The 19,177-nt window shown below is 34.0% G+C and carries 16 protein-coding genes and 2 pseudogenes; 16 read left to right on the top strand and 2 right to left on the bottom strand.

Going from position 1 to position 19,177, the window contains the following annotated elements:
* The first annotated feature begins 2 nt into the window (after positions 1 to 2).
* From EHV10_RS10350 to EHV10_RS10405, 12 genes and pseudogenes are all read left to right on the top strand, one after another.
* Entirely contained in the window at positions 3 to 791 is a 789-nt protein-coding gene (locus EHV10_RS10350) for a carbohydrate-binding protein (RefSeq protein WP_128674588.1), read from the top strand.
* Positions 792 to 1,090: 299 nt separating this feature from the next.
* On the top strand, positions 1,091 to 1,927 hold the full coding sequence (locus EHV10_RS10355; protein ID WP_128674589.1) for a metallophosphoesterase: 837 nt from the start codon (positions 1,091 to 1,093) through the stop codon (positions 1,925 to 1,927).
* Positions 1,928 to 2,123: 196 nt separating this feature from the next.
* On the top strand, positions 2,124 to 3,233 hold the full coding sequence (locus EHV10_RS10360) for an Mbeg1-like protein (RefSeq protein ID WP_128674590.1): 1,110 nt from the start codon (positions 2,124 to 2,126) through the stop codon (positions 3,231 to 3,233).
* Between the two features lie 148 nt (positions 3,234 to 3,381).
* Positions 3,382 to 3,624 (top strand): hypothetical protein, encoded by a 243-nt coding sequence (locus tag EHV10_RS10365; RefSeq protein ID WP_128674591.1) that lies wholly within the window; start codon positions 3,382 to 3,384, stop codon positions 3,622 to 3,624.
* Positions 3,617 to 4,723, top strand: a complete 1,107-nt coding sequence (locus EHV10_RS10370) for a HigA family addiction module antitoxin (RefSeq protein ID WP_128674592.1) — start codon at positions 3,617 to 3,619, stop codon at positions 4,721 to 4,723. The genes EHV10_RS10365 and EHV10_RS10370 overlap by 8 nt, the downstream gene beginning before the upstream one ends.
* Positions 4,724 to 4,758: 35 nt before the next feature.
* A complete protein-coding gene (locus tag EHV10_RS10375; protein WP_128674593.1) occupies positions 4,759 to 6,036 on the top strand; it encodes an O-acetylhomoserine aminocarboxypropyltransferase/cysteine synthase family protein in 1,278 nt (425 codons plus the stop codon).
* Between the two features lie 176 nt (positions 6,037 to 6,212).
* The gene (locus tag EHV10_RS10380) at positions 6,213 to 7,709 is read left to right on the top strand and encodes a carboxypeptidase M32 (protein ID WP_128674594.1); all 1,497 of its coding nucleotides are present in this window, start codon (positions 6,213 to 6,215) and stop codon (positions 7,707 to 7,709) included.
* Positions 7,710 to 7,800: 91 nt separating this feature from the next.
* Positions 7,801 to 8,703 (top strand): annotated as a pseudogene (locus EHV10_RS15430) (Fic family protein).
* 82 nt (positions 8,704 to 8,785) lie between these two features.
* A pseudogene (locus EHV10_RS10390) lies at positions 8,786 to 8,974 on the top strand (BrxA family protein); the annotation flags it as partial.
* Between the two features lie 261 nt (positions 8,975 to 9,235).
* On the top strand, positions 9,236 to 10,489 hold the full coding sequence (locus EHV10_RS10395) for a coproporphyrinogen-III oxidase family protein (RefSeq protein ID WP_128674595.1): 1,254 nt from the start codon (positions 9,236 to 9,238) through the stop codon (positions 10,487 to 10,489).
* A gap of 65 nt (positions 10,490 to 10,554) precedes the next feature.
* Positions 10,555 to 11,904: a serpin family protein gene (locus EHV10_RS10400; RefSeq protein ID WP_128674596.1), complete on the top strand. Its 1,350-nt coding sequence runs from the start codon at positions 10,555 to 10,557 to the stop codon at positions 11,902 to 11,904.
* A 23-nt stretch (positions 11,905 to 11,927) separates the two neighbouring features.
* Positions 11,928 to 13,751 (top strand): glycerophosphodiester phosphodiesterase family protein, encoded by a 1,824-nt coding sequence (locus tag EHV10_RS10405; protein WP_128674597.1) that lies wholly within the window; start codon positions 11,928 to 11,930, stop codon positions 13,749 to 13,751.
* A gap of 345 nt (positions 13,752 to 14,096) precedes the next feature.
* On the opposite strand, the gene mprF is transcribed toward EHV10_RS10405, so the two are convergent.
* Both mprF and EHV10_RS10420 read right to left on the bottom strand, forming a co-directional pair.
* Positions 14,097 to 16,682: a bifunctional lysylphosphatidylglycerol flippase/synthetase MprF gene (gene mprF, locus EHV10_RS10415; protein WP_128674598.1), complete on the bottom strand. Its 2,586-nt coding sequence runs from the start codon at positions 16,680 to 16,682 to the stop codon at positions 14,097 to 14,099.
* A 25-nt stretch (positions 16,683 to 16,707) separates the two neighbouring features.
* A complete protein-coding gene (locus EHV10_RS10420; RefSeq protein WP_128674599.1) occupies positions 16,708 to 17,424 on the bottom strand; it encodes an alpha/beta fold hydrolase in 717 nt (238 codons plus the stop codon).
* A 70-nt stretch (positions 17,425 to 17,494) separates the two neighbouring features.
* Between EHV10_RS10420 and EHV10_RS10425 the strand changes: the two genes are divergently transcribed.
* From EHV10_RS10425 to EHV10_RS15630, 4 genes are all read left to right on the top strand, one after another.
* On the top strand, positions 17,495 to 17,740 hold the full coding sequence (locus EHV10_RS10425; RefSeq protein ID WP_243116121.1) for a type II toxin-antitoxin system YafQ family toxin: 246 nt from the start codon (positions 17,495 to 17,497) through the stop codon (positions 17,738 to 17,740).
* A gap of 111 nt (positions 17,741 to 17,851) precedes the next feature.
* Positions 17,852 to 18,484, top strand: coding sequence for a hypothetical protein (locus tag EHV10_RS10430; protein ID WP_128674601.1), 633 nt, complete (start codon positions 17,852 to 17,854; stop codon positions 18,482 to 18,484).
* 75 nt (positions 18,485 to 18,559) lie between these two features.
* Positions 18,560 to 18,718 (top strand): hypothetical protein, encoded by a 159-nt coding sequence (locus EHV10_RS14635; RefSeq protein WP_243116122.1) that lies wholly within the window; start codon positions 18,560 to 18,562, stop codon positions 18,716 to 18,718.
* Positions 18,719 to 18,937: 219 nt separating this feature from the next.
* Positions 18,938 to 19,177: transposase (locus tag EHV10_RS15630; protein WP_456298610.1), on the top strand; the 240-nt coding region annotated here is incomplete at its 3' end.

A 19,177-nucleotide genomic window follows, 5' to 3' on the forward strand; every position in this document is an offset into this window, starting at 1 on the left:
ATATGATTAAACTAAAAATAGTAGGTAGGGTAGAGATAGAAAAGGCCTGCGGCTTTGAGGGAGATAATAAGGCGGAACTTGTATATTGTAGTGAATATATGGATGGAGACAGAATAGTACTTGATACGGATAAAGCCGGAAGATACTGTGTTGTACGTTTTGAGGACAGTATGAGAGAGGCATTTATCTATATTCCGGGTAGAAGTATTGAATTTTTCATTCCTCCTGCAAATAACAGACCGAATTATTCACCGAAGAGCTTTACAGGAATGATCCATTATATTGAAGCAAGATATGCTACCGATGAGGAGATAAGTAAATTAAAAAACCTTGCATTAAATGTTTATGATCAGCATGAGAATAATACATTTTATCCTCATGCATCAGCCAATGTTGAAACCAGAGGTGAGGCGGTATTTGCAGCAAGAAATGCAATAGACGGAATGTATGCAAACTCATCTCATGGTAAATATCCTTATCAGAGTTGGGGTATTAACAGAGACCCGAAAGCAGCTCTTACCATTGATTTTGGAAGAGAAGTACTTGTAAATGAAATAAGGCTTACTCTCAGAGCGGATTATCCTCATGATAATTATTGGGTAAGTGCAGATATTAATTTTGATGACGGCAGCAGTGAAACTTTAAAACTTGAGAAATCCGAAAAACCACAGTATTTTCAGATAAAGGAAAGAAAAATAAAAAGCCTTGTGCTTGAAAAGCTTATAAAGGCGGAGGGAGAATCTCCGTTCCCGGCACTTACACAAATTGAAGTTTGGGGAGTTGAGGCCTGATTGTGGAAATTTAATACGGTTTTTTGACAAATATCAGGGTGGGTTGACTATGGTTATTTGTCAAATGTTTGGGTGGGTTGATTTTCAATCCACTCTTTTTTAAACCTTACATTATAAAAGACTAGTTTAAGTACAGTCGGATTCGCACTTTGTACAGAGTCTATTTACAATTTTAATTTATAAATATATTATAGTGGGATGCGTTAAATATAAAAATATGATAAATTAAGATTTTACTTAGGGGAAGATATTTACCGAAAATCTATACCATAAAATGCAGACATCAAAGGAGAAAATAGTTGAAAATCAAGAAACACATTAGGATAATTGTTATACTGCTTGTATGTACTTTGGTAACTACAGTTATATTTGCATTTAATGCAAAATTGAAAATACAATACTACTCGCTAAAAAGTGACAAATTGACCGCTCCTGTCAGGATTGCTTTAATTACAGACCTTCATTCCTGCTTCTATGGGGAAGGGCAAAAAGAGCTTATTGATGCTGTTAATGCACAGAACCCTGATATAGTTTTACTTGGAGGTGATATTTGTGATGACAAGCTTCCACATAAAAATACCGAGCTCTTACTTAGTGCTATAGCAGATAGGTATCCTTGTTACTATGTTACCGGAAACCATGAATATTGGAGCTATGAAATAGATAAGATTATAAAACTGTTTCAATCATATGATATACCTGTGTTGGAGGGCAGTTTTGATACGATTGATATAAATGGACAAAAGCTAAATATTTGCGGCATATCAGATCCTGATTGTATGAAATACACAGATAATAATTACAGTATTGAAGAACAGCTTGCAGATGTTGGAAATGCAGGTGAAAACGGATATTATACAATACTTCTTGCACATCGTCCGGAGTTGATAAAGACATATTTAAATTATGATTTTAATCTGATACTGTCAGGGCATGCACATGGCGGTCAATGGCGTTTGCCGGGAATAATTAACGGACTCTATGCACCTGATCAAGGGCTGTTTCCAAGATATGCGGGTGGGCAATACAGTTTTGAAGACTCACATATGATTGTCAGTAGAGGACTGGCAAGAGAAAGCACACGAATTCCCAGAATATTTAACCGCCCGGAGCTGGTAATTATAGACCTTTTGTAAGTTTAAAAGTATGTAATCAATATATATGCAGGCACTTATGTTTTCCTTGCCACAATGTTTACCGGTAGTTAGGGACTGTTATAAATTTTGTTAGAGAAACATTTGTAAATAATAATACTAAGTTGTATTATGGGCTTATAGAAAATTTAGATTAAATTATTATGAAAGTTATTTCGTAATTTAAAAAGGATGAAATATGGATCTATTGGATTATTTAAAATGGAGAAATGATGTAAGCTTATCGGTATCATCATTTAATGATGTAGACAATGTTATACTGTCATATATATCATATATTGATTTTGGCAAGTTATTTCCTGAAAGCGGTAAGATATACAGTATTGAGGAGATATTTGAAGCATATTGTGAGAAATATTCTTTGTATGAAGTAAAAGAAAATGGACAATTTACTGCGAGAGCTCCGCTTTTACTTGAGCAAATGGTTAAGGGAGAGCGTTTTAAAGGTACAAGGATTGGCTATTATAAAGATGTTTTGGATAAAGAGATGGTTAAACAGTTTTGTGCGGTTACATTTTTTCTTCCTGACGGAACAAATTATATAGCTTTTCGTGGAACTGACAGTACTATAACAGGTTGGAAAGAAGATTTTCTTATGAGCTGTATGTCAGATTCGGAGGGTGCAAAGGAAGCGGTATGTTATTTAAATAATGTAGCTGATTTTATCAAGGGTGAATTGATGCTTGGAGGACATTCAAAAGGTGGTAATTTTGCTATGTATGCAGCTGCCTTTTGCAATGAAGAATTAAAAGAGCGTATTGTTAAAGTATACAATAATGATGGACCGGGATTTAGGGAAGAGATTATTGATTCGGCAGAGTATAAGCATATTTCTCACAAAATATGCAGTATTATTCCACAGACATCAATAATTGGACAATTGCTTTCAAATAACGGTGAGAAAAAAATTGTAAAAAGTAGTGCAAAGGGTATTTTTCAGCATGATGCTATGACCTGGGAGGTAATGAGGGATAAGTTTGTTGAGTCTGAACTTGATGCCATGAGTGATTTTATAAATAGTTCATTAGGAACATGGCTTGAACAAACTGATGATGAAACAAGGGAGTCTGTCGTGTCCACCGCCTTTGCGATGATTGAGGAGACGGAAGTTGAAACATTTAAAGAATTTGGAAGCAGTTTATTAAAAAACAGCGGAACTATCATTAAGGGATTTGTAAAACTACCTAAAGAAAAGCGTGATGAATTGACAAAGGCTTTAGGCAGACTGCTACAGTCCGGAGGGGAAGCTGTTATGGATAAGATGCCAATGGTTTCCGGTAAAGAATAAAGGATGTTTTGAAAATTCGATCTTATTATGTAAATAAGTATAATATATAAAAATAAAAAGATATATCTTTAGTTCATGAGTATTTACTTTAAATTTCTTAGATGTTATAATTTTAATTACCAAAATGGTAATCAAATAAAAGGAGACAGTGATCGATTTTGGGAATGCAGAGTCTTTGATGGATATTGCTAATTATATCCCATTTCATTTTGAACATTTAAGAGGTGATAGAAAAGATGAATGGAGTATACGATTGGGCAAAACCGGATATAGGGTTACAATGATTCCTTGTGATAATGATGGTAGTGAGATTATAAAAGGAGATATACTTGCTCAGTGTAAAATGATCAAGATTGTGAAAGTAACGGAGGTGTCAAACCATTATGAGTAATATAAATGAATACAAAGATATAGTGGCATTTCACCCTGGATATTATATTGCAGATATTATAGAAGATATGGAAATAAGTCAGGCTGAATTTGCCACAAGAATGGGAACAAGCACAAAGACTTTAAGTCAATTAATACATGGAAAATCTAATATTTCTAATGACTTAGCAAAAAAACTTTCTGCTATGTTAGGAACAGGTGTAGAAGTCTGGCTAAATTTACAGAATGCATATGATCAGAAGTTAATTGAAATACAGATGGCTAAGGATATTGATTCACAGGCGGAATTGGCAAAAGAAATAGATTATAAATACTTTGTAGATGTTGTTGGTCTGGAAATGGCAAAGAGTATTAATGATAAAGTTAATAATCTTTGTAAATTTTTTATGGTTTCAAATTTAAGAATTATGTTGCAACAGGATTTCTTAGTGAATTTTAGGACAAGTGTATTTTACATTAGTGAGAAGAATATTATTAATTCCAGGGCTTGGATTCAAACAGCTATGAATATTTCAAAAAATATAGATACTAAGCCTTATAATGCGGCAATGCTAAAAGCGTATTTACCGGAGCTAAGAAGTATGACAGTTAAAAAACCGGAGGATTTTTTACCAAGAATGCACGAAATTTTTGCGGATTGCGGTATTGCATTTGTTCTGTTGCCACATTTGAAGAATTCAGGTGTAAACGGTGCTGTAAAATGGGTGACTGAAGACAGAGTAGTGCTTGCAATGAATAATCGAGGATTGGATGCAGATAAGTTTTGGTTTTCTTTATTCCATGAAATCAAGCATGTTCTTCAACAAAAAATTAAAACAGTATTTATAAGCAGTACAGTTGAAGAAATGAAAGATTATAATAACAATCTTGAAGTAGAAGCGGACAGGTTTGCAATGGATTATCTTATTCCACCCGAAGAGTATAAAAAACTGGAACCGACAAGATATACTTCGGATAATGAGATTAAAGAGTTTGCTAAAAAGATAGGAATACATCCCGGTATTGTAGCCGGGAGGTTACAGCATGAAGGAATTATTGCACAGAACAGATGCTCAAAATTAAAAGAAAAATATGTGATTAAAATAAAACATATCGCATAAATTAAAGTATAAATATATATAAAGGAGCTTTATTAATGTCAAATTATAATATCAATACCATCTGTGTACAGGGTGGTTATGAGCCGAAAAAGGGAGAATCCAGAGTTGTTCCTATAGTACAGTCTACAACTTTTAAGTATGAGACCTCACAGCAGATGGGGGATTTATTTGATTTAAAGGGGTCAGGGTATTTTTATACAAGGCTTGCAAACCCTACTAATGATGCTGTGGCAAGAAAGATTTGTCAACTTGAAGGAGGTGTGGCTGCTATATTGACATCTTCGGGACAGGCTGCAAACTTCTATGCAATATTAAATATAGCCGGTGCAGGTGATCATATTATTGCTTCTTCTGCTATTTATGGTGGAACATACAATTTATTGGCTAATACTATGAAGAATATGGGGATAGAAGCCACTTTTGTTGATCCAGATATTTCAGCCGAGGAGTTGGAGTCCAAATTTAAACCAAATACAAAGCTTGTATTTGGTGAGACTATAGCAAATCCTTCACTTAAGATTTTGGATATAAAAAAGTTTGCACAGGCTGCACATAAGAATGGTGTACCTTTAATAGTTGATAATACTTTCCCTACACCGATTTTTTGCAGACCGTTTGAATGGGGAGTAGATATAGTTACACACTCAACCACAAAGTATATGAACGGTTCAGCAAATGCTGTAGGAGGAGTGGTTGTGGACTCGGGTAATTTTGACTGGGAAAAATACAGTGAAAAGTTCCCGGGACTTACAACATCGGATGAGACATATCATGGAATAATCTATACGAAGAGCTTTGGTAAAGGTGCATATATTACAAAGATGACAACAAATTTGATGCGTGACCTTGGAGCTATACCTTCCCCACAGAATTCATTCTACCTTGGAGTTGGACTTGAAACATTGCATTTAAGAATGGAAAGACATTATGAAAATGCTCTGGCTCTTGCTAAGCATTTACAAAATCACCCGAAGGTATCTTGGGTTTCTTTCCCGGGACTTGAAAATGACAGCCAGTATGCCTTGGCACAAAAGTATCTTCCAAACGGAACTTGCGGAGTTATATCATTTGGCGTTGTGGGTGGAAGAGAAGCCGCAGTTAATTTTATGGATTCCTTAAAATTGGCTGCAATTGTTACACATGTAGCTGATGCAAGAACCTGTGTACTTCATCCTGCATCCACTACTCACCGTCAGATGAATGATAATGAGCTTGCAGCTGCCGGAGTATCACCGGATCTTATCAGAATGTCTGTAGGTATTGAGGATATAAGAGATATTATAGCTGATGTGGATCAGGCATTGGGAGATTAAACATATTTATTATTTATAAGATTTGAGACCGGTCGAAAGATTGGTCTTTTTCTTTTTTAAAATGATGACAAATTACTTTAAAATATATTATAGTTATTATTTTTGTGTTAAAATGTTATGTAGGTTCTGCAGGATAATCAAAGCAGTACCATATTAAATAGTATACGAGGGAAAATATGAATACAAAAGAAAAATTAAAGAGATATCATGACTGGCTTTTTAAATGTTCTGCATATCAGATGGCATTAAATATTATAGATATTGACAAGCAGACAGTTGCACCAAGTGCAGGAGCTGCTTATAGAGATGAGAGATCTGCATACCTGGCAGGAGAGCTGTTCAGTCTGGAAACTGATGAGGAAATTGTTGATTTATTAAAGAATTTAAAAGATGATCCGGAAGTAGAGGCTGATGATAGACGTGCAATAGAGCTTTATTATAAGAAAGCTTTGGATACTGTTTGTATACCGAAGGAAGAGTTTGTAGCTTTTAAAAAGCTTTGCGATGAATCATTTGATGCATGGATACTTGCAAAGTCAAAGGCTGATTATTCTATATTTGAGCCATATTTAAAGAGAGTTATTGAGAGTCAAAAGAAATTGTATGGTTATAGAAGCAGTGATAAGAGCATTTATAATCAGATGCTTGATGATTTTGAGCCGGGAATGGATGAGGAAAAATATGATGCATTCTTTAATGCATTAAAGGAAAGACTCGTTCCGCTTATCGGGAAGGTAACAAATGCAAAGCAGATTAGAGAGGATTTCTTACATCAGAAGTTCCCTATCGAAGATCAAAAAAAGTTCATGGATGAATTGCTTAAATATTTACATTTTGATTCTTCATGGGGATATCAAAATGAGTCAGAGCATCCTTTTACTTCATGGACATGTGAGAATGACTGCCGTACAACTACAAAGTATATAGAATCAAATGTGACATCCGCCATACTTTCAACTGTTCATGAGGTGGGGCATGCTTATTATGAGCATAATATCAATCCGAAATATGACGGAATGATTTTATCTGAGGGAGTTTCCAGCGGAATGCATGAATCACAGTCACGCCTATGTGAGAACTATCTTGGAAGAACATTGGCATTTTGGAAGTATAATTATACTAAGTTACAGTCATATTTCCCTAAGCAACTTGGTGATATAAGTCTTGAAGATTTTTATAAGGCAATCAATATTTCAAAGCCGTCATTTGTCCGCACAGAAGCGGATGAACTGACATATCCATTGCATGTTTTGATTCGTTATGAGATAGAAAAAGGCTTATTTAACGGCACTATATCTACAGAAGGGCTGGATAAGACATGGAATGCAAAATATAAAGAGTATTTGGGAATAGATGTGCCAAATGACAAACTTGGAATATTACAGGATGTACACTGGTCAGACGGAAGCTTCGGCTATTTCCCAACTTATGCTATGGGTACAGCCTTTGCAGCACAGTATGTACATGCAATGAAAAAGGAACTGGATGTAGACAGTTTGCTTGAAAATAACAAGTTTAATGAAGTTATGGACTGGTTAAAGAAAAATATTCATACCTATGGTTTCCGCTACGAGGCACCTGAACTTATGAAGATGGTGACAGGAGAAGAATTTAATGTAAATTACTTCCTTGATTATATAGAAGAAAAGTATACAAAGTTATATCAGTTATAAAACTATAAAACTAAGTCTCTCATTCCCTTAAAATTTGACTATTCCCTTAAAAAACACTATTATTTAAGGGAATAGTGCCAGAGGTAAGGGAATGAGAGATTTTAATTATTCAAAAATTAAAGAGAAAAAATGGGATTCGGAAATCTTAAGCTTGGTGGCGGCAATATAGAGAAGTCGGAAAGCAGGAAATGTATCTTAAACAAAGACCGGGAGAATTGGAAAAGCTTGTAGAAATTGCAAAAATACAAAGTACAGAAGCTTCAAATGCTATTGAAGGTATTGTTACTACTGGCACTCGTATAAGGCAGCTTGTAAAAGAAAAGACAGCACCAAGGAATAGAGATGAACAGGAGATTATAGGATAAGTGCTACATATCATAACGGACAAGTAGAAACGGTATTTACGCCGCTTGCATTATATGAAACACCTGAAGCTTTGGATAAAATATGTGAAGAATATAATAGAGTAATAGGAAATGCAGAGATTGATCCATTGATTATTATTCCGGTGTTTATACATGATTTTCTCTGTATACACCCTTTTAATGACGGAAATGGCAGAATGAGTAGACTGCTCACTACACTATTATTATATAGACACGGTTTTTATGTGGGCAAATATATTTCATTAGAAGCAAAGATTGAAAAAAATAAAGATTTTTACTATGCTTTACTTAGACAGGCACAAACCGGTTGACATGAAAATGATGAAGATAAATTGCCTTTTATTAAATATATACTTGGAACAATTCTGTCAGCATATAGAGATTTTGGTGAAAGATTCGCACCGGTAGAAGAAAAATTTTCTGCATTGGATACAGTAAGTCGAGCTTGCCTAAATAAGATAGGCAGATTTACTAAACAGGATATACGAGAGTTATGCCCTTCACTCAGCCTAAGCTCCATTGAAGGTGCATTTAGAAAATTGGTGTTATCAGGTGAACTTAAGAGAGAAGGGTCGGGTAAAAATACTTATTATTATAGACTGAACTAAAATAATAGAATATTTACAGACATATCATTTTGCACAGTAAATCATATCCAAACCAAGTCCGGACAATGGGACAGAAGAAGTATTTCAAGACAGTGATGTTACAACACAGAAATTATTTGCACTTATAGCGGCACTAAGTTATGATACATTGTTTTTTGACTTTATTTATGAAGTTATAAGAGAGAAGCTGATTATGGGTAGCAATACATTTACAGAAAGCGATATTAGAATATTCTTTAAGGATAAGCATCTACAGAGCGAAAATGTGGCAAGGTGGACCGGAGCCCTTTGAAATAAATGTTCAGAGTAATGAAGCAATTAAAGAAATTAAAAAAGTTGCAGAAGCATCAGTTTTTTAAGAATGTAATGATACATTATTATTTATGAAGTTCGAGTTTAAAGATAAAAAACACGATAAAGATAAGAGATATTATCTTGTGGTAGCAGATGTGGATGTTATTTTGGATAAGAACAGTAAATTTAATATAAAGAATTAAACTATATACTATCGAAAACATCATAGGAGGCGGATATGAGCTTAATTACAGATTTGACGAGAATGTATCTTACACACTCAACCAAACCGTTTGTTTTTACAAGTGATTTCGACAAAGTATTGCCATATGATGAGGGGGCTGAGTTAGGCTTATATATTCATATACCATTCTGTAAAAGTATGTGTAATTTTTGTCCCTATTGTAAGGTTATATATGATGAGAAAACAGCAAATGTCTATATAGATGCTTTGATTAAAGAAATTCATTTGGTGGGGAAACAGTGGAACGGAAGGAGAAAGGCTACAAGCCTTTATTTCGGAGGCGGTACTCCCGCACTTCTTGCAGACAGAATAACAGATATTATAGCAGCCTTAAGTGAGCATTTTATTATAACGGACGGCATAGGAATAGAACTTCATCCTGATAATGTAAATATTCCTGTTTTAAAGACTTTAAAAAAGGCGGGAGTTGATAAGATAAGTATAGGTATACAATCTTTTCATGATAAATACCAAAAGGTTTTGCAAAGAAGAAAGTTTGATATTAGAGATATGTCAAATGCACTAAACGAAGTTGAATTTGAGACGGTTTCTATGGATTTTATATTTGCATTGCCTACTCAGACCTTTGAAGATTTAAAAAATGATATTGATATGGCATTTGCTAAAGGAGCCAATCATATAGCAATCTACCCTTTAATTGATTTTACATTTACCGAAAACAAAGTTCCTGTTATGCCAAAAAAAGAAAAGAGAAAACTTTTGGATGATATTACCAACTATTGTATAGGCAAGGGATATGTAAGGAAGTCTATCTGGACTTTTGCAAGTGAAGAGTCGGCATCATATTCTTCAATGACCAGAGATAATTTTTTTGGATTCGGCTGTTCCGCCACAAGTCTTTTTAAGGATCAGTTTAAAATAAACACATTTTCTGTATTGGAATATTGTAAAAGAATTGATGCAAATATACTGCCCACTGCACTTACAAACAGATTTGTTAAAAGGCAAAGGATGATTTATTATCTTTTTTGGAAATTATATAGTACAAGACTTAAAGTGGAGGAATTTGAAGAGTTTTTTGATACACCTCTTAATAAGGTATACGGTCCGGAATTCTGGCTTTTACAAGTGCTTGGATTTTTAACAAGAGATGAAGAAGGATATAAGATGACACTTAAAGGGGCTTTCTATTATCATTATTACGAAAATTTTTATACATTAAGCTATATAGATAAAATGTGGGGAATTATGCGGAAGGAAGCTTTTCCTAAAGATATGAAATTATAATAAGCTTATTAAAGTCAACAGTATAATTTAGGAAACTATTAATTATTTTAGAAAGGAAGGTTGCTATGAGGATAAAAGGAATCGTTGGAATATTTTTGGCAGCAATGACTATGCTTACTGCCTGTGGAAAAAGCGCTACACAGTTAAGAACTAAAGACATTAATGAATCTGATAAATCTATAAAATCTGTTGAAGCTGTTATTCCAAGCCCTATTTCTGAGGGAACAGATGTTAATAAGTTTGCAAATGGAGATGCTCACAGTGAATGGTGGGAGGATTATATAGAAAAGGTTCACAACTCGCAAACTGTTCAGGAAGGGATGGGACAGTACTATGAACTGATACAGAAGGAACTTTTATCAGATGCCACAGATCATAATGCGGTATGTTCGCCATTGAATATTTATATAGCACTTTCCATGCTGGCTGAAGTTACAGATGGAAATACACGTAAGCAAATCCTAGATGTGCTTAATGTAAAGGATATGGATGTCTTAAATAAGCGAATAGAAGCAATATGGGATGCCAATTATGTGGATACACCCGCACTAAAGAGTATATTGGCAAACTCTATCTGGTTAAGAAATGATATAGGGTATAATGAAGATACTTTAAAAAGGCTGTCAGTGGAGTATCATGCTTCATCTTATAGCGGTGAGATGGGTTCCGAGTCTATGAATCGGAAACTTCGAAAATGGACTGATGAGCATACAGGAGAATTGCTTACAGAGTATACAAAAGAATTGAAATTTAACCAGGAATCTGTGTTGGCACTTATTTCAACTGTTTATTACAAGGCATCATGGGATAAAGATTTCCCAAAGGAACAAACAAATAAAGGAATATTTCATGGGGTTTTAGGGGATCAGTCAGTTCCTATGATGCACAATGATATTATGACAAATTTGTATCAAACAGAGCATTTTCAGGCTGTAGGATTGAGTCTTGTTGACAGTGGTACAATGTATTTTTTCCTGCCGAAAGAAGGTTATAAAGCACAGGATATTGCGGCAGATCCACAAATGATAAAAATCTGTATGGAACCTGTAAGTGTGGAAAGCGATTCAGCACTGGTGCATCTGACAGTTCCAAAATTCAATGATTCGGCTAAAATAAATCTGTTGGAGTGTCTAAAGGATATCGGAATTACAGATGTGCTTTCAGACAAACAGGCAGATTTCACTCCACTTACAAAAGAAGTTGAAAATATTTATGTAAGCAGAGCAGAGCATGCCGCCATGGTAAAGATAGATGAGGAAGGTGTTACAGGTGCGGCGTATACTGCACTTATGATGGAGAGTGCAGGAATAATACAGAATCAGGTGGATTTTATTATTGACAGACCTTTTGTATTTGCAGTGGCGGCTCCTGACAGTTCAATTCTTTTTACAGGAGTTATTCAGAATATAGAGTAGTATTCAAGAAAGGCTGAAGATATATGACAGGAAAAAGGAATAAAACCGGTATACTAAATTTCAAGATGCTATGGTTGTTTACAAAATATCAAATACTTTCTAAGGCATTGATAAGTTTTATTGTGTTGCCTGTTTTTTCTGCCATAAGCAATTATCTGATTTATTCTACGGGCAGAACAAATATTTCAAGCGGTGATTTCGTTCCGTTTTTGCTGAGCTTTCAAGGGGTGGCACTTCTTTTAATAGGGCTGTTTGTAATAGCCGTAATTATGGGAGTGGATATCAATGCATTCATTATTATCAGTGCTTTGACGGAAGAAAACAGAGCAAATATAAGATTGATAGAGATTGTTTTTATAGGAATAAAGTCTATAAAATATTTTTTTAGTCCTTCCGGATTACTTTTGGGAGGATTTATTGCTATTGTATTTCCGCTAATGGGTTTAGGCATCAGTATTACTCCGTTTAGAAATTTTGAAATCCCTAATTTTATAACATCTGTTATATTTAATACGCCTTTATACCTTGGAATGTACAGTCTTTTTCTGATTGTATTGACAATTATAAGCTTAATGCATATCTTTTCATTGCATTATATAATCATTGAGGGGAGAAGTATCGGAAAGGCACTTTTGGCATCAAGAAAATTGATGAAGAGACATTGGAAATCCTTTATAAAAGATTATATATGGGCTGCTATAAAATTGGCATTACTTTATTTTGCTGTATTTACATTATCTTTTGTATTGCTGTTTTTATGTGGAGAATATATTGAAGCTGTGGCATATAAGGAATTTTTTGAGATTTTCATAATACTTATAATGCTTGAGATGATTACATACTTTGTCTTTCTTACAATACCTGTTTTGGTCAGCGTAGTGACAAAGCTTTTTTATAAATATAACAGAAGAGACGGAATAGAAGTAAAATCATGTTTTGATAAGGATGTAATATTTGCATACACAAAAAAGCGCAGAATAAAAAAGAGGCGAAGTGTCCTTTCTTTTGTAATATTTGCAATGCTTATAAATGCAGCATTGTCCTTTTTACTGTCTAAAAACTTTAATGAAGTATTTATAAGACCGATAGATATCCAAATTATTGCTCACCGTGGAGGTGGTGATTTGGGAGCTGAAAATACTGTTCAGGGTGTGAGAGAAGCTATTGAAAAAAATGTAGATTGGGTGGAAATAGATGTTCAAAGGACTAAGGACGATAAGTATATTATTAATCATGATGTTAATTTTAAAAGAGTAGCGGGAGTTTCTAAAAAGTCTAAAGACCTTACACTTGAGGAGATAAAAAAATTCAAAGTAAAAAATTCATTTGATATATCAAAACCCGGTCAAGAGGTGGCGACTTTGGATGAGATATTAAATGAAGCCAAGGGTAAGATAGGGGTATTTGTTGAATTAAAGGGCGAAACCGCTGATACAAAGATGGTGGATGATGTGGTAAAAATAATTAAAGAGTATAATATGATTGATGAAACAGTACTCTTATCACTTGATTACAGAATTATTCAATATATCAGTGAGGAGTATCCAGAGATGAAAAGCGGATATTTATATTATTTTACAAGCGGCAAGCCAAAGAATTTAAAAGGGGATTACCTTATAATGGAGGAGCGTGAGGCTACAGATAAAAAGATATATGAAATTCATGCTGCCGGTAAAAAAGCTATTGTCTGGACTGTAAATACACCTGAGTCGATTAATAAATTTATTTATTCAGATGTGGACGGAGTAATTACAGACCATGTAGAGGATGTTAAAAAGGCTATTAAAGAATCAAAAGAGAGAAACAGGTACGAAATAATAGTAGATTTTTTCAATCCTTTATATTAATTTTTCAGATAGACAATAAATTCAGTTTGGAACTATAATTGTATGATATTAGGATAAATAATAATTTACACAAAGTATACTGACATTCAAAGGAGAATGGTAATGAGTTATAGCGGAATAAAAGAAGATAAAAGACTGATAAAAGCGGTGCCCGGCAAAAGGCAGCTTGAATATTAGAATATGGAGTTTTTTTGCTTTATACATTTTACTGTTAATACTTTTACAGGAAGTGAATGGGGACGGAAAAGAGTCGGAATCTATTTATGCAAAAATACTTCTCAAAAGGAATAATGGTAGGAGCGGTTAAAGGATAAAGAAAGGCGGGTTGAGTTTTCAACCCGTTTTTTATACCTTTTTTACCTGCCTGTTATCAATCTTATATATAGTAAGTAAATCAAAAAGCAGGTTACTGTCTTTCGGATAGGATAAATATCTTGCCTCCCAAGCAGGGGCAAACTTTTCCTTATATTTTCTCAGGCCGCCGAAAGAATAGAAACGACTTGTGAAGCTGTAAACTAAAAATGCAAGTTTTTCGTTTAAGAAGCTGTGGTCATACTGCCCTACATTTGAAAGAGGAGCCATTCCTAGGTCAAAGTATCTAATGTTATTTTCCTTCATATAAAGAAAAATCTGTACAAAGAGATAGTCCATAATACCGTTTCTTTCAGTTTTAGGGTCGTAACGCATAAGGTCTATACTTGACTCATTATCATTATTACATACCAAAAAGTTTGCAAATGCCTGAATCTTTCCTGAACTGTCAAGCACACAGGCAATGGGGGCAAGTGAAAGATAATCTCTGTCAAAATACCCTAAAGAAAAGCCCTTTTCCTGCCTGCCCGAAAGCCAGCTGTCAGAAATATTTTTTAATTCATCCAAAAAATCATTTGAAAAAGAGGGAAATTCCACTTTAAAGGAATATCCGCTGTTTTCACCACGATTTGTAATAGCACGAAACTTTCTTCCGGCTTTTCCGGTCAAATCAAATTTATTCAGATCAACTTTTGCAGTTTCACCAAACTTCATAAAATCATAGCCGTAATTATGCAGAAGTAAAGTCATATCCTGACTTATTTCATAAAAAAGCGGTATAAGATTTTTGGCTTCAGCATCTTCTATAAATGAAGAAACTGCCTTATTAAAATATTCATTTCTACCTATAGGATCTCCCATAACAACAGCCTTACCGTCCTCTAAGGCAAATTGGAAAGCCACAAGATCCTTATTTCCCTCAGTGTAATAATATATAAGTTTATCTCCCAAAAATGCAAGAGAAGCATTTAAGTTGGTATTATCGAAACTTTCCAAAAACGCTTTATAACGAGATTTTTCAAATTTTTCTCCAAAAGAAAAATGTCTGTCCTTTGCCATAGATTCTACTGCAATATAAAAGAATGCAATAATCAGTAAGTATGCAAAAAGATGTAAAAAGTGATTGAAAAATCCGTTAAAAAAATGTGTCCCTATAGAAGTTCTTGAGAGAAAGCCGTTATGATGGAATAGAAGAAATCCCAAACTGTTTCCACCTGTATTTCCCCTTGATACATACAAAAGAAATATAGTGACTATAAAGCTTGAAACTATATATCCTATATCTTTTATTCTGTCCTCTAAGGAATAGAAAAATGACTTTCTGTTTAAGCTCTTTCTCTCAGTATATAAAAGCATTAAAAATACAAGTATATAAAGACTGCCAAAAACAGAGTAGCCGCCAAGATTGATATAAATCAGGCTTATAGGACATAGTACAATACAAAAAGGTTTTGCAAATGTAGAATGTCTTTTTATCAATCTTCCAAGCAGGAAGAAAAGGCTTCCGAGAAGAAAACTTGGAAATTGAAAGAGCAGCTGTCCACGGATGGGATCCATTTTCCCTATAAAAGGTATGTTATGAATTTCATCAGGAAGTATTGCACTTGCCATAAGGAAAAAGCCGAAGAAATTTGCCATAAAATGAAGTATTCCACGGCTTATTATGTTTAAGAACTTCCCGGGTAATCCCAGAAATTTATCATTTATCTGGCCGGCCATACTTTTTATAAATAATATCAGTCCTATAAAGAACGGAATAAAATAATAAAAAATACGGAAAAGCAAAAGCCAACTTGCCGCCTCGTTATGGTTTAATGAAAGATGTAGCAGTCCTCCTATCATTATCAGATCAAAACTTCCAAGACTTCCCGGTATCATTGATACAATACCTATACAAATGGAAATACAATATAAAGGAAGTATATTTACAAAAGAAACATTATAACCAAGTACTTTTCCTACATAGAAGAAAAATCCGGATACAAACAGCCAATCCAAAAGTGAGGTTCCTATGAGAGCAAGTATTTTCTTTTTACTCAAATTTCCGAAGTAATCAAGTCTTTTTCTTGTAGATAGGAAAAGTAGTACCGGAAGTATAAGAGAGGCAAGTACAAGTACAAAACTGTATGTCTTTAAAGTATTATTCTTATCATGAGAAAATAACAATAACAATGATACAAACGACAATAAAGACAGCCCCGACATAAAGTACGGCATTACCTTTGATATGCCTTGCATTGTTTTGCCTTCCTGTTCTTCGTCGGAAAAATAGCTGTACCTAAGTCCGACATCCACAAGACCTGCAAAACCTATAAGATTATTTAAACTGTTTATAGTCCAACTGTTTTCAATAAGTTTAAATATAGAAATTTTCTTACCAAGCTCTTTTGTCAGTATATAGTCATACAGCATCATAGGAGAAACTGCAAGAATACCGAAAATAAAAAGGCTAAAAATCTGTAATACAGATAAATGGCTAAGTATATCCTTTACAGCACTGAAAGAAACAGTCTTTCTCATATGAGAAAATTCTATCAGAACCAAGATTAGTATACTTACAAACAAGATGCCTTTTAGAACGTTTTTATATTTTTTAAAAATAGAGATTATCCTTTGCATATTTTCCTCCTTGAAGAATTGCAAATCACCCGGTACAACTTCGTATATAGCTTACCATTTTTGAAATAGTTTGGTTAAAGTAGTTACTGTCCTTTTTTGGAATATTGTGGCCTTGGTTTTTCCTTTCTATAAACTTACCATGTGGAAAAAGCTTGGCAATAGCTATGCTGTGATCCCTTTTGATCATATCATGGTCTCCAACCAAAACTATGACAGGAAAGTTTGATTTAGAGAAAGCTTCTTTAGGAATATTCAGATCCTCACGCAAGAGCGGAGAGACCTTTGATCTCCTCTTAAAAAAGGGGAAGATTATACCCAGAGTTTTATATAAGACTTCTTCAAGATAACAAGCGTATCCCGGAAGAAATTTCAGACCTTTAAAAGTAATGTTACCACTGTTTGCTAAGATACCTGCAACTCTGTTTTGGTAAAGTGCAGCATACTTTATAGCAAGGTTTGCACCGTCGCTATGTCCTACCAGCAGACATTTTTCTATATTAAGATATGAAAGCAGTTCATCAAGACTGTCCGCCAGATAAGAAAAGCTTATCTTCCCCAAAATATTTCCTGATTTACCATGTCCTAAGCTATCTACAAAAATAAGCTTATAGTACTTACTTAAAACCCTTTGCTTTTTAAAATAACCGCTTTCCAGATTGTTTCCGTGTAAGAAGACAACCGGAAAGCCTCTTCCTATGATTTCATAATGGATTCTTTCTCCGTTACTACGATAAAATTCCATTTCATCACACTTTCTATGCTTTATCTTGTATCATGTTCTAGCACAATGAAAATGAATTGTCAAATTAAGTTTGGATAAAGGAAATAAAAAGCAAAGAAAGAATTTAGATAAACTGTTTGAGGTAATTGATATTCTGGCTAATGGCGGTACTTTGGGTGCAAAATACAGAGATCATGATTTGACAGGGAACTATAATGGAACTCGAGAGTGTCATATCGAGACAAACCAGTTGCTTATTTATGAAATATGTGAAGATGTACTTGTTTTAAAGCTTTATCGCTTAGGTACGCACTCCAATGTAAGAATGCAGTTCTGAATGCAAGACTGGCCTCTGGTTACAAGAGGTGGTATTATATTAGAATGGTTTTAGTAAATGATTATGAGGGTTCTTGTTGAATTCTAAACAAAAATAGAAGAGGAGATATTCATGAAATATAATTTTGATTATGATATTAATGAATCTGGTATGTTAATTCCGAAAGGATTGGCATTTAGGAATCGTTACGTTGAGGTACCAAGGGAAGACAGATTTAGAAAACTATACTCATATATTCTTATAGATATTGATTTGTCATATGCTTTAGAATTTTTAGTACGATGTATCAATATGTATGATGATATAGATAGGACATGCTATTTTCAGATGGCTGTAATAAAATATTCGAAATGTTATTCTCCTTCAAAGAAAGACGGTAGATCTCAGTTAAGTGCAACAAAGGTATATAAAGGTATAGAAGAGGATCCAATTGGATGCCATAATAAGTTCATAGAAATGAGAAACAAATATTTTTCACATGATGAAAACGATTTCAAAGCATCAAAATTAGGAGCTATATTAAATATTGATGAGAGGAAAATGATGGGAATTGCTTATCCACAGATGCAGGCTAAGTTTGATTATTTTGAAACAATTGCTATATTGATGAAGTTATGTGAAATAACAAAAAATTGGATTGGTGAGGAGTTAGATAAAGAAATTGAGTGTGTGAGGCTATATGTTGAACAAAGAGGATTTGATAAATTAAATGGCTATAAAGATTTAAAAATTTCAAATACTTGAGGACTAGATTAAAAATTTACTGTTTATTGTAAAAACATAACAGAGTGGCAAGTATGTCAGGCTCACTTTGGTTTTATGACTTTATGGAATACTGTAAAAGGAGAGGATAATACAAGAGAGCTTTCAGCGTATTTTAAGGATCTTAGAACCGAGGTGATATTTGAATTAAATCCCGGTAATCATTTTACAGATACAATTTTTCGTAGTGCAAAGGGAATAAAAGCAATTTTATAGTTTTTATTAAAAGATAAAAAAATTACTCAAGAGTTGTATTAAATTATACTAATATTATGGCATATTAGAAATCAATGAAAAACCTATGGGGCTGTCGGGAAATGACAGCCATAAAAGAGGGAGGAGTAACTCATGATGAGTCACTCCTCCCTAAATTTTTACATAAAAAAAGATGGCTAACGACAACCATCTTTCTCCGTTACATGTTATAATGTAACTATGCTCACAGTTAATTATTATAACGACTTTTTTGAAATAGGTCAACAGAAAATCAACTTTAGCTTATATGAATTGAGTTTACCCAATGACGATCCAGTCTATACCCTAAAAAAAGTTATGGAGGATTTAGATTTTTCCGGACTGTTAGCCAATTGTTCGGACAAGGGAAGAACAGGGTACAACCCGATCATGATGTATGCAGTTATTACTTATGCAAATATGCGAGGAATACGCTCTATT

Origin of the sequence: Lachnoanaerobaculum gingivalis (assembly GCF_003862475.1) — a bacterium.
Taxonomy (GTDB): domain Bacteria; phylum Bacillota; class Clostridia; order Lachnospirales; family Lachnospiraceae; genus Lachnoanaerobaculum; species Lachnoanaerobaculum gingivalis.

Coding starts and splice junctions, on each gene's coding strand:
- EHV10_RS10350 (WP_128674588.1), top strand. CDS start 3: ATGATTAAACTAAAAATAGTAGGTAGGGTAGAGATAGAAAAGGCCTGC.
- EHV10_RS10360 (WP_128674590.1), top strand. CDS start 2,124: ATGGATCTATTGGATTATTTAAAATGGAGAAATGATGTAAGCTTATCG.
- EHV10_RS10370 (WP_128674592.1), top strand. CDS start 3,617: ATGAGTAATATAAATGAATACAAAGATATAGTGGCATTTCACCCTGGA.
- EHV10_RS10375 (WP_128674593.1), top strand. CDS start 4,759: ATGTCAAATTATAATATCAATACCATCTGTGTACAGGGTGGTTATGAG.
- EHV10_RS10380 (WP_128674594.1), top strand. CDS start 6,213: ATGAATACAAAAGAAAAATTAAAGAGATATCATGACTGGCTTTTTAAA.
- EHV10_RS10395 (WP_128674595.1), top strand. CDS start 9,236: ATGAGCTTAATTACAGATTTGACGAGAATGTATCTTACACACTCAACC.
- EHV10_RS10400 (WP_128674596.1), top strand. CDS start 10,555: ATGAGGATAAAAGGAATCGTTGGAATATTTTTGGCAGCAATGACTATG.
- EHV10_RS10405 (WP_128674597.1), top strand. CDS start 11,928: ATGACAGGAAAAAGGAATAAAACCGGTATACTAAATTTCAAGATGCTA.
- mprF (WP_128674598.1), bottom strand. CDS start 16,682: ATGCAAAGGATAATCTCTATTTTTAAAAAATATAAAAACGTTCTAAAA.
- EHV10_RS10420 (WP_128674599.1), bottom strand. CDS start 17,424: ATGGAATTTTATCGTAGTAACGGAGAAAGAATCCATTATGAAATCATA.
- EHV10_RS10430 (WP_128674601.1), top strand. CDS start 17,852: ATGAAATATAATTTTGATTATGATATTAATGAATCTGGTATGTTAATT.
- EHV10_RS14635 (WP_243116122.1), top strand. CDS start 18,560: ATGACTTTATGGAATACTGTAAAAGGAGAGGATAATACAAGAGAGCTT.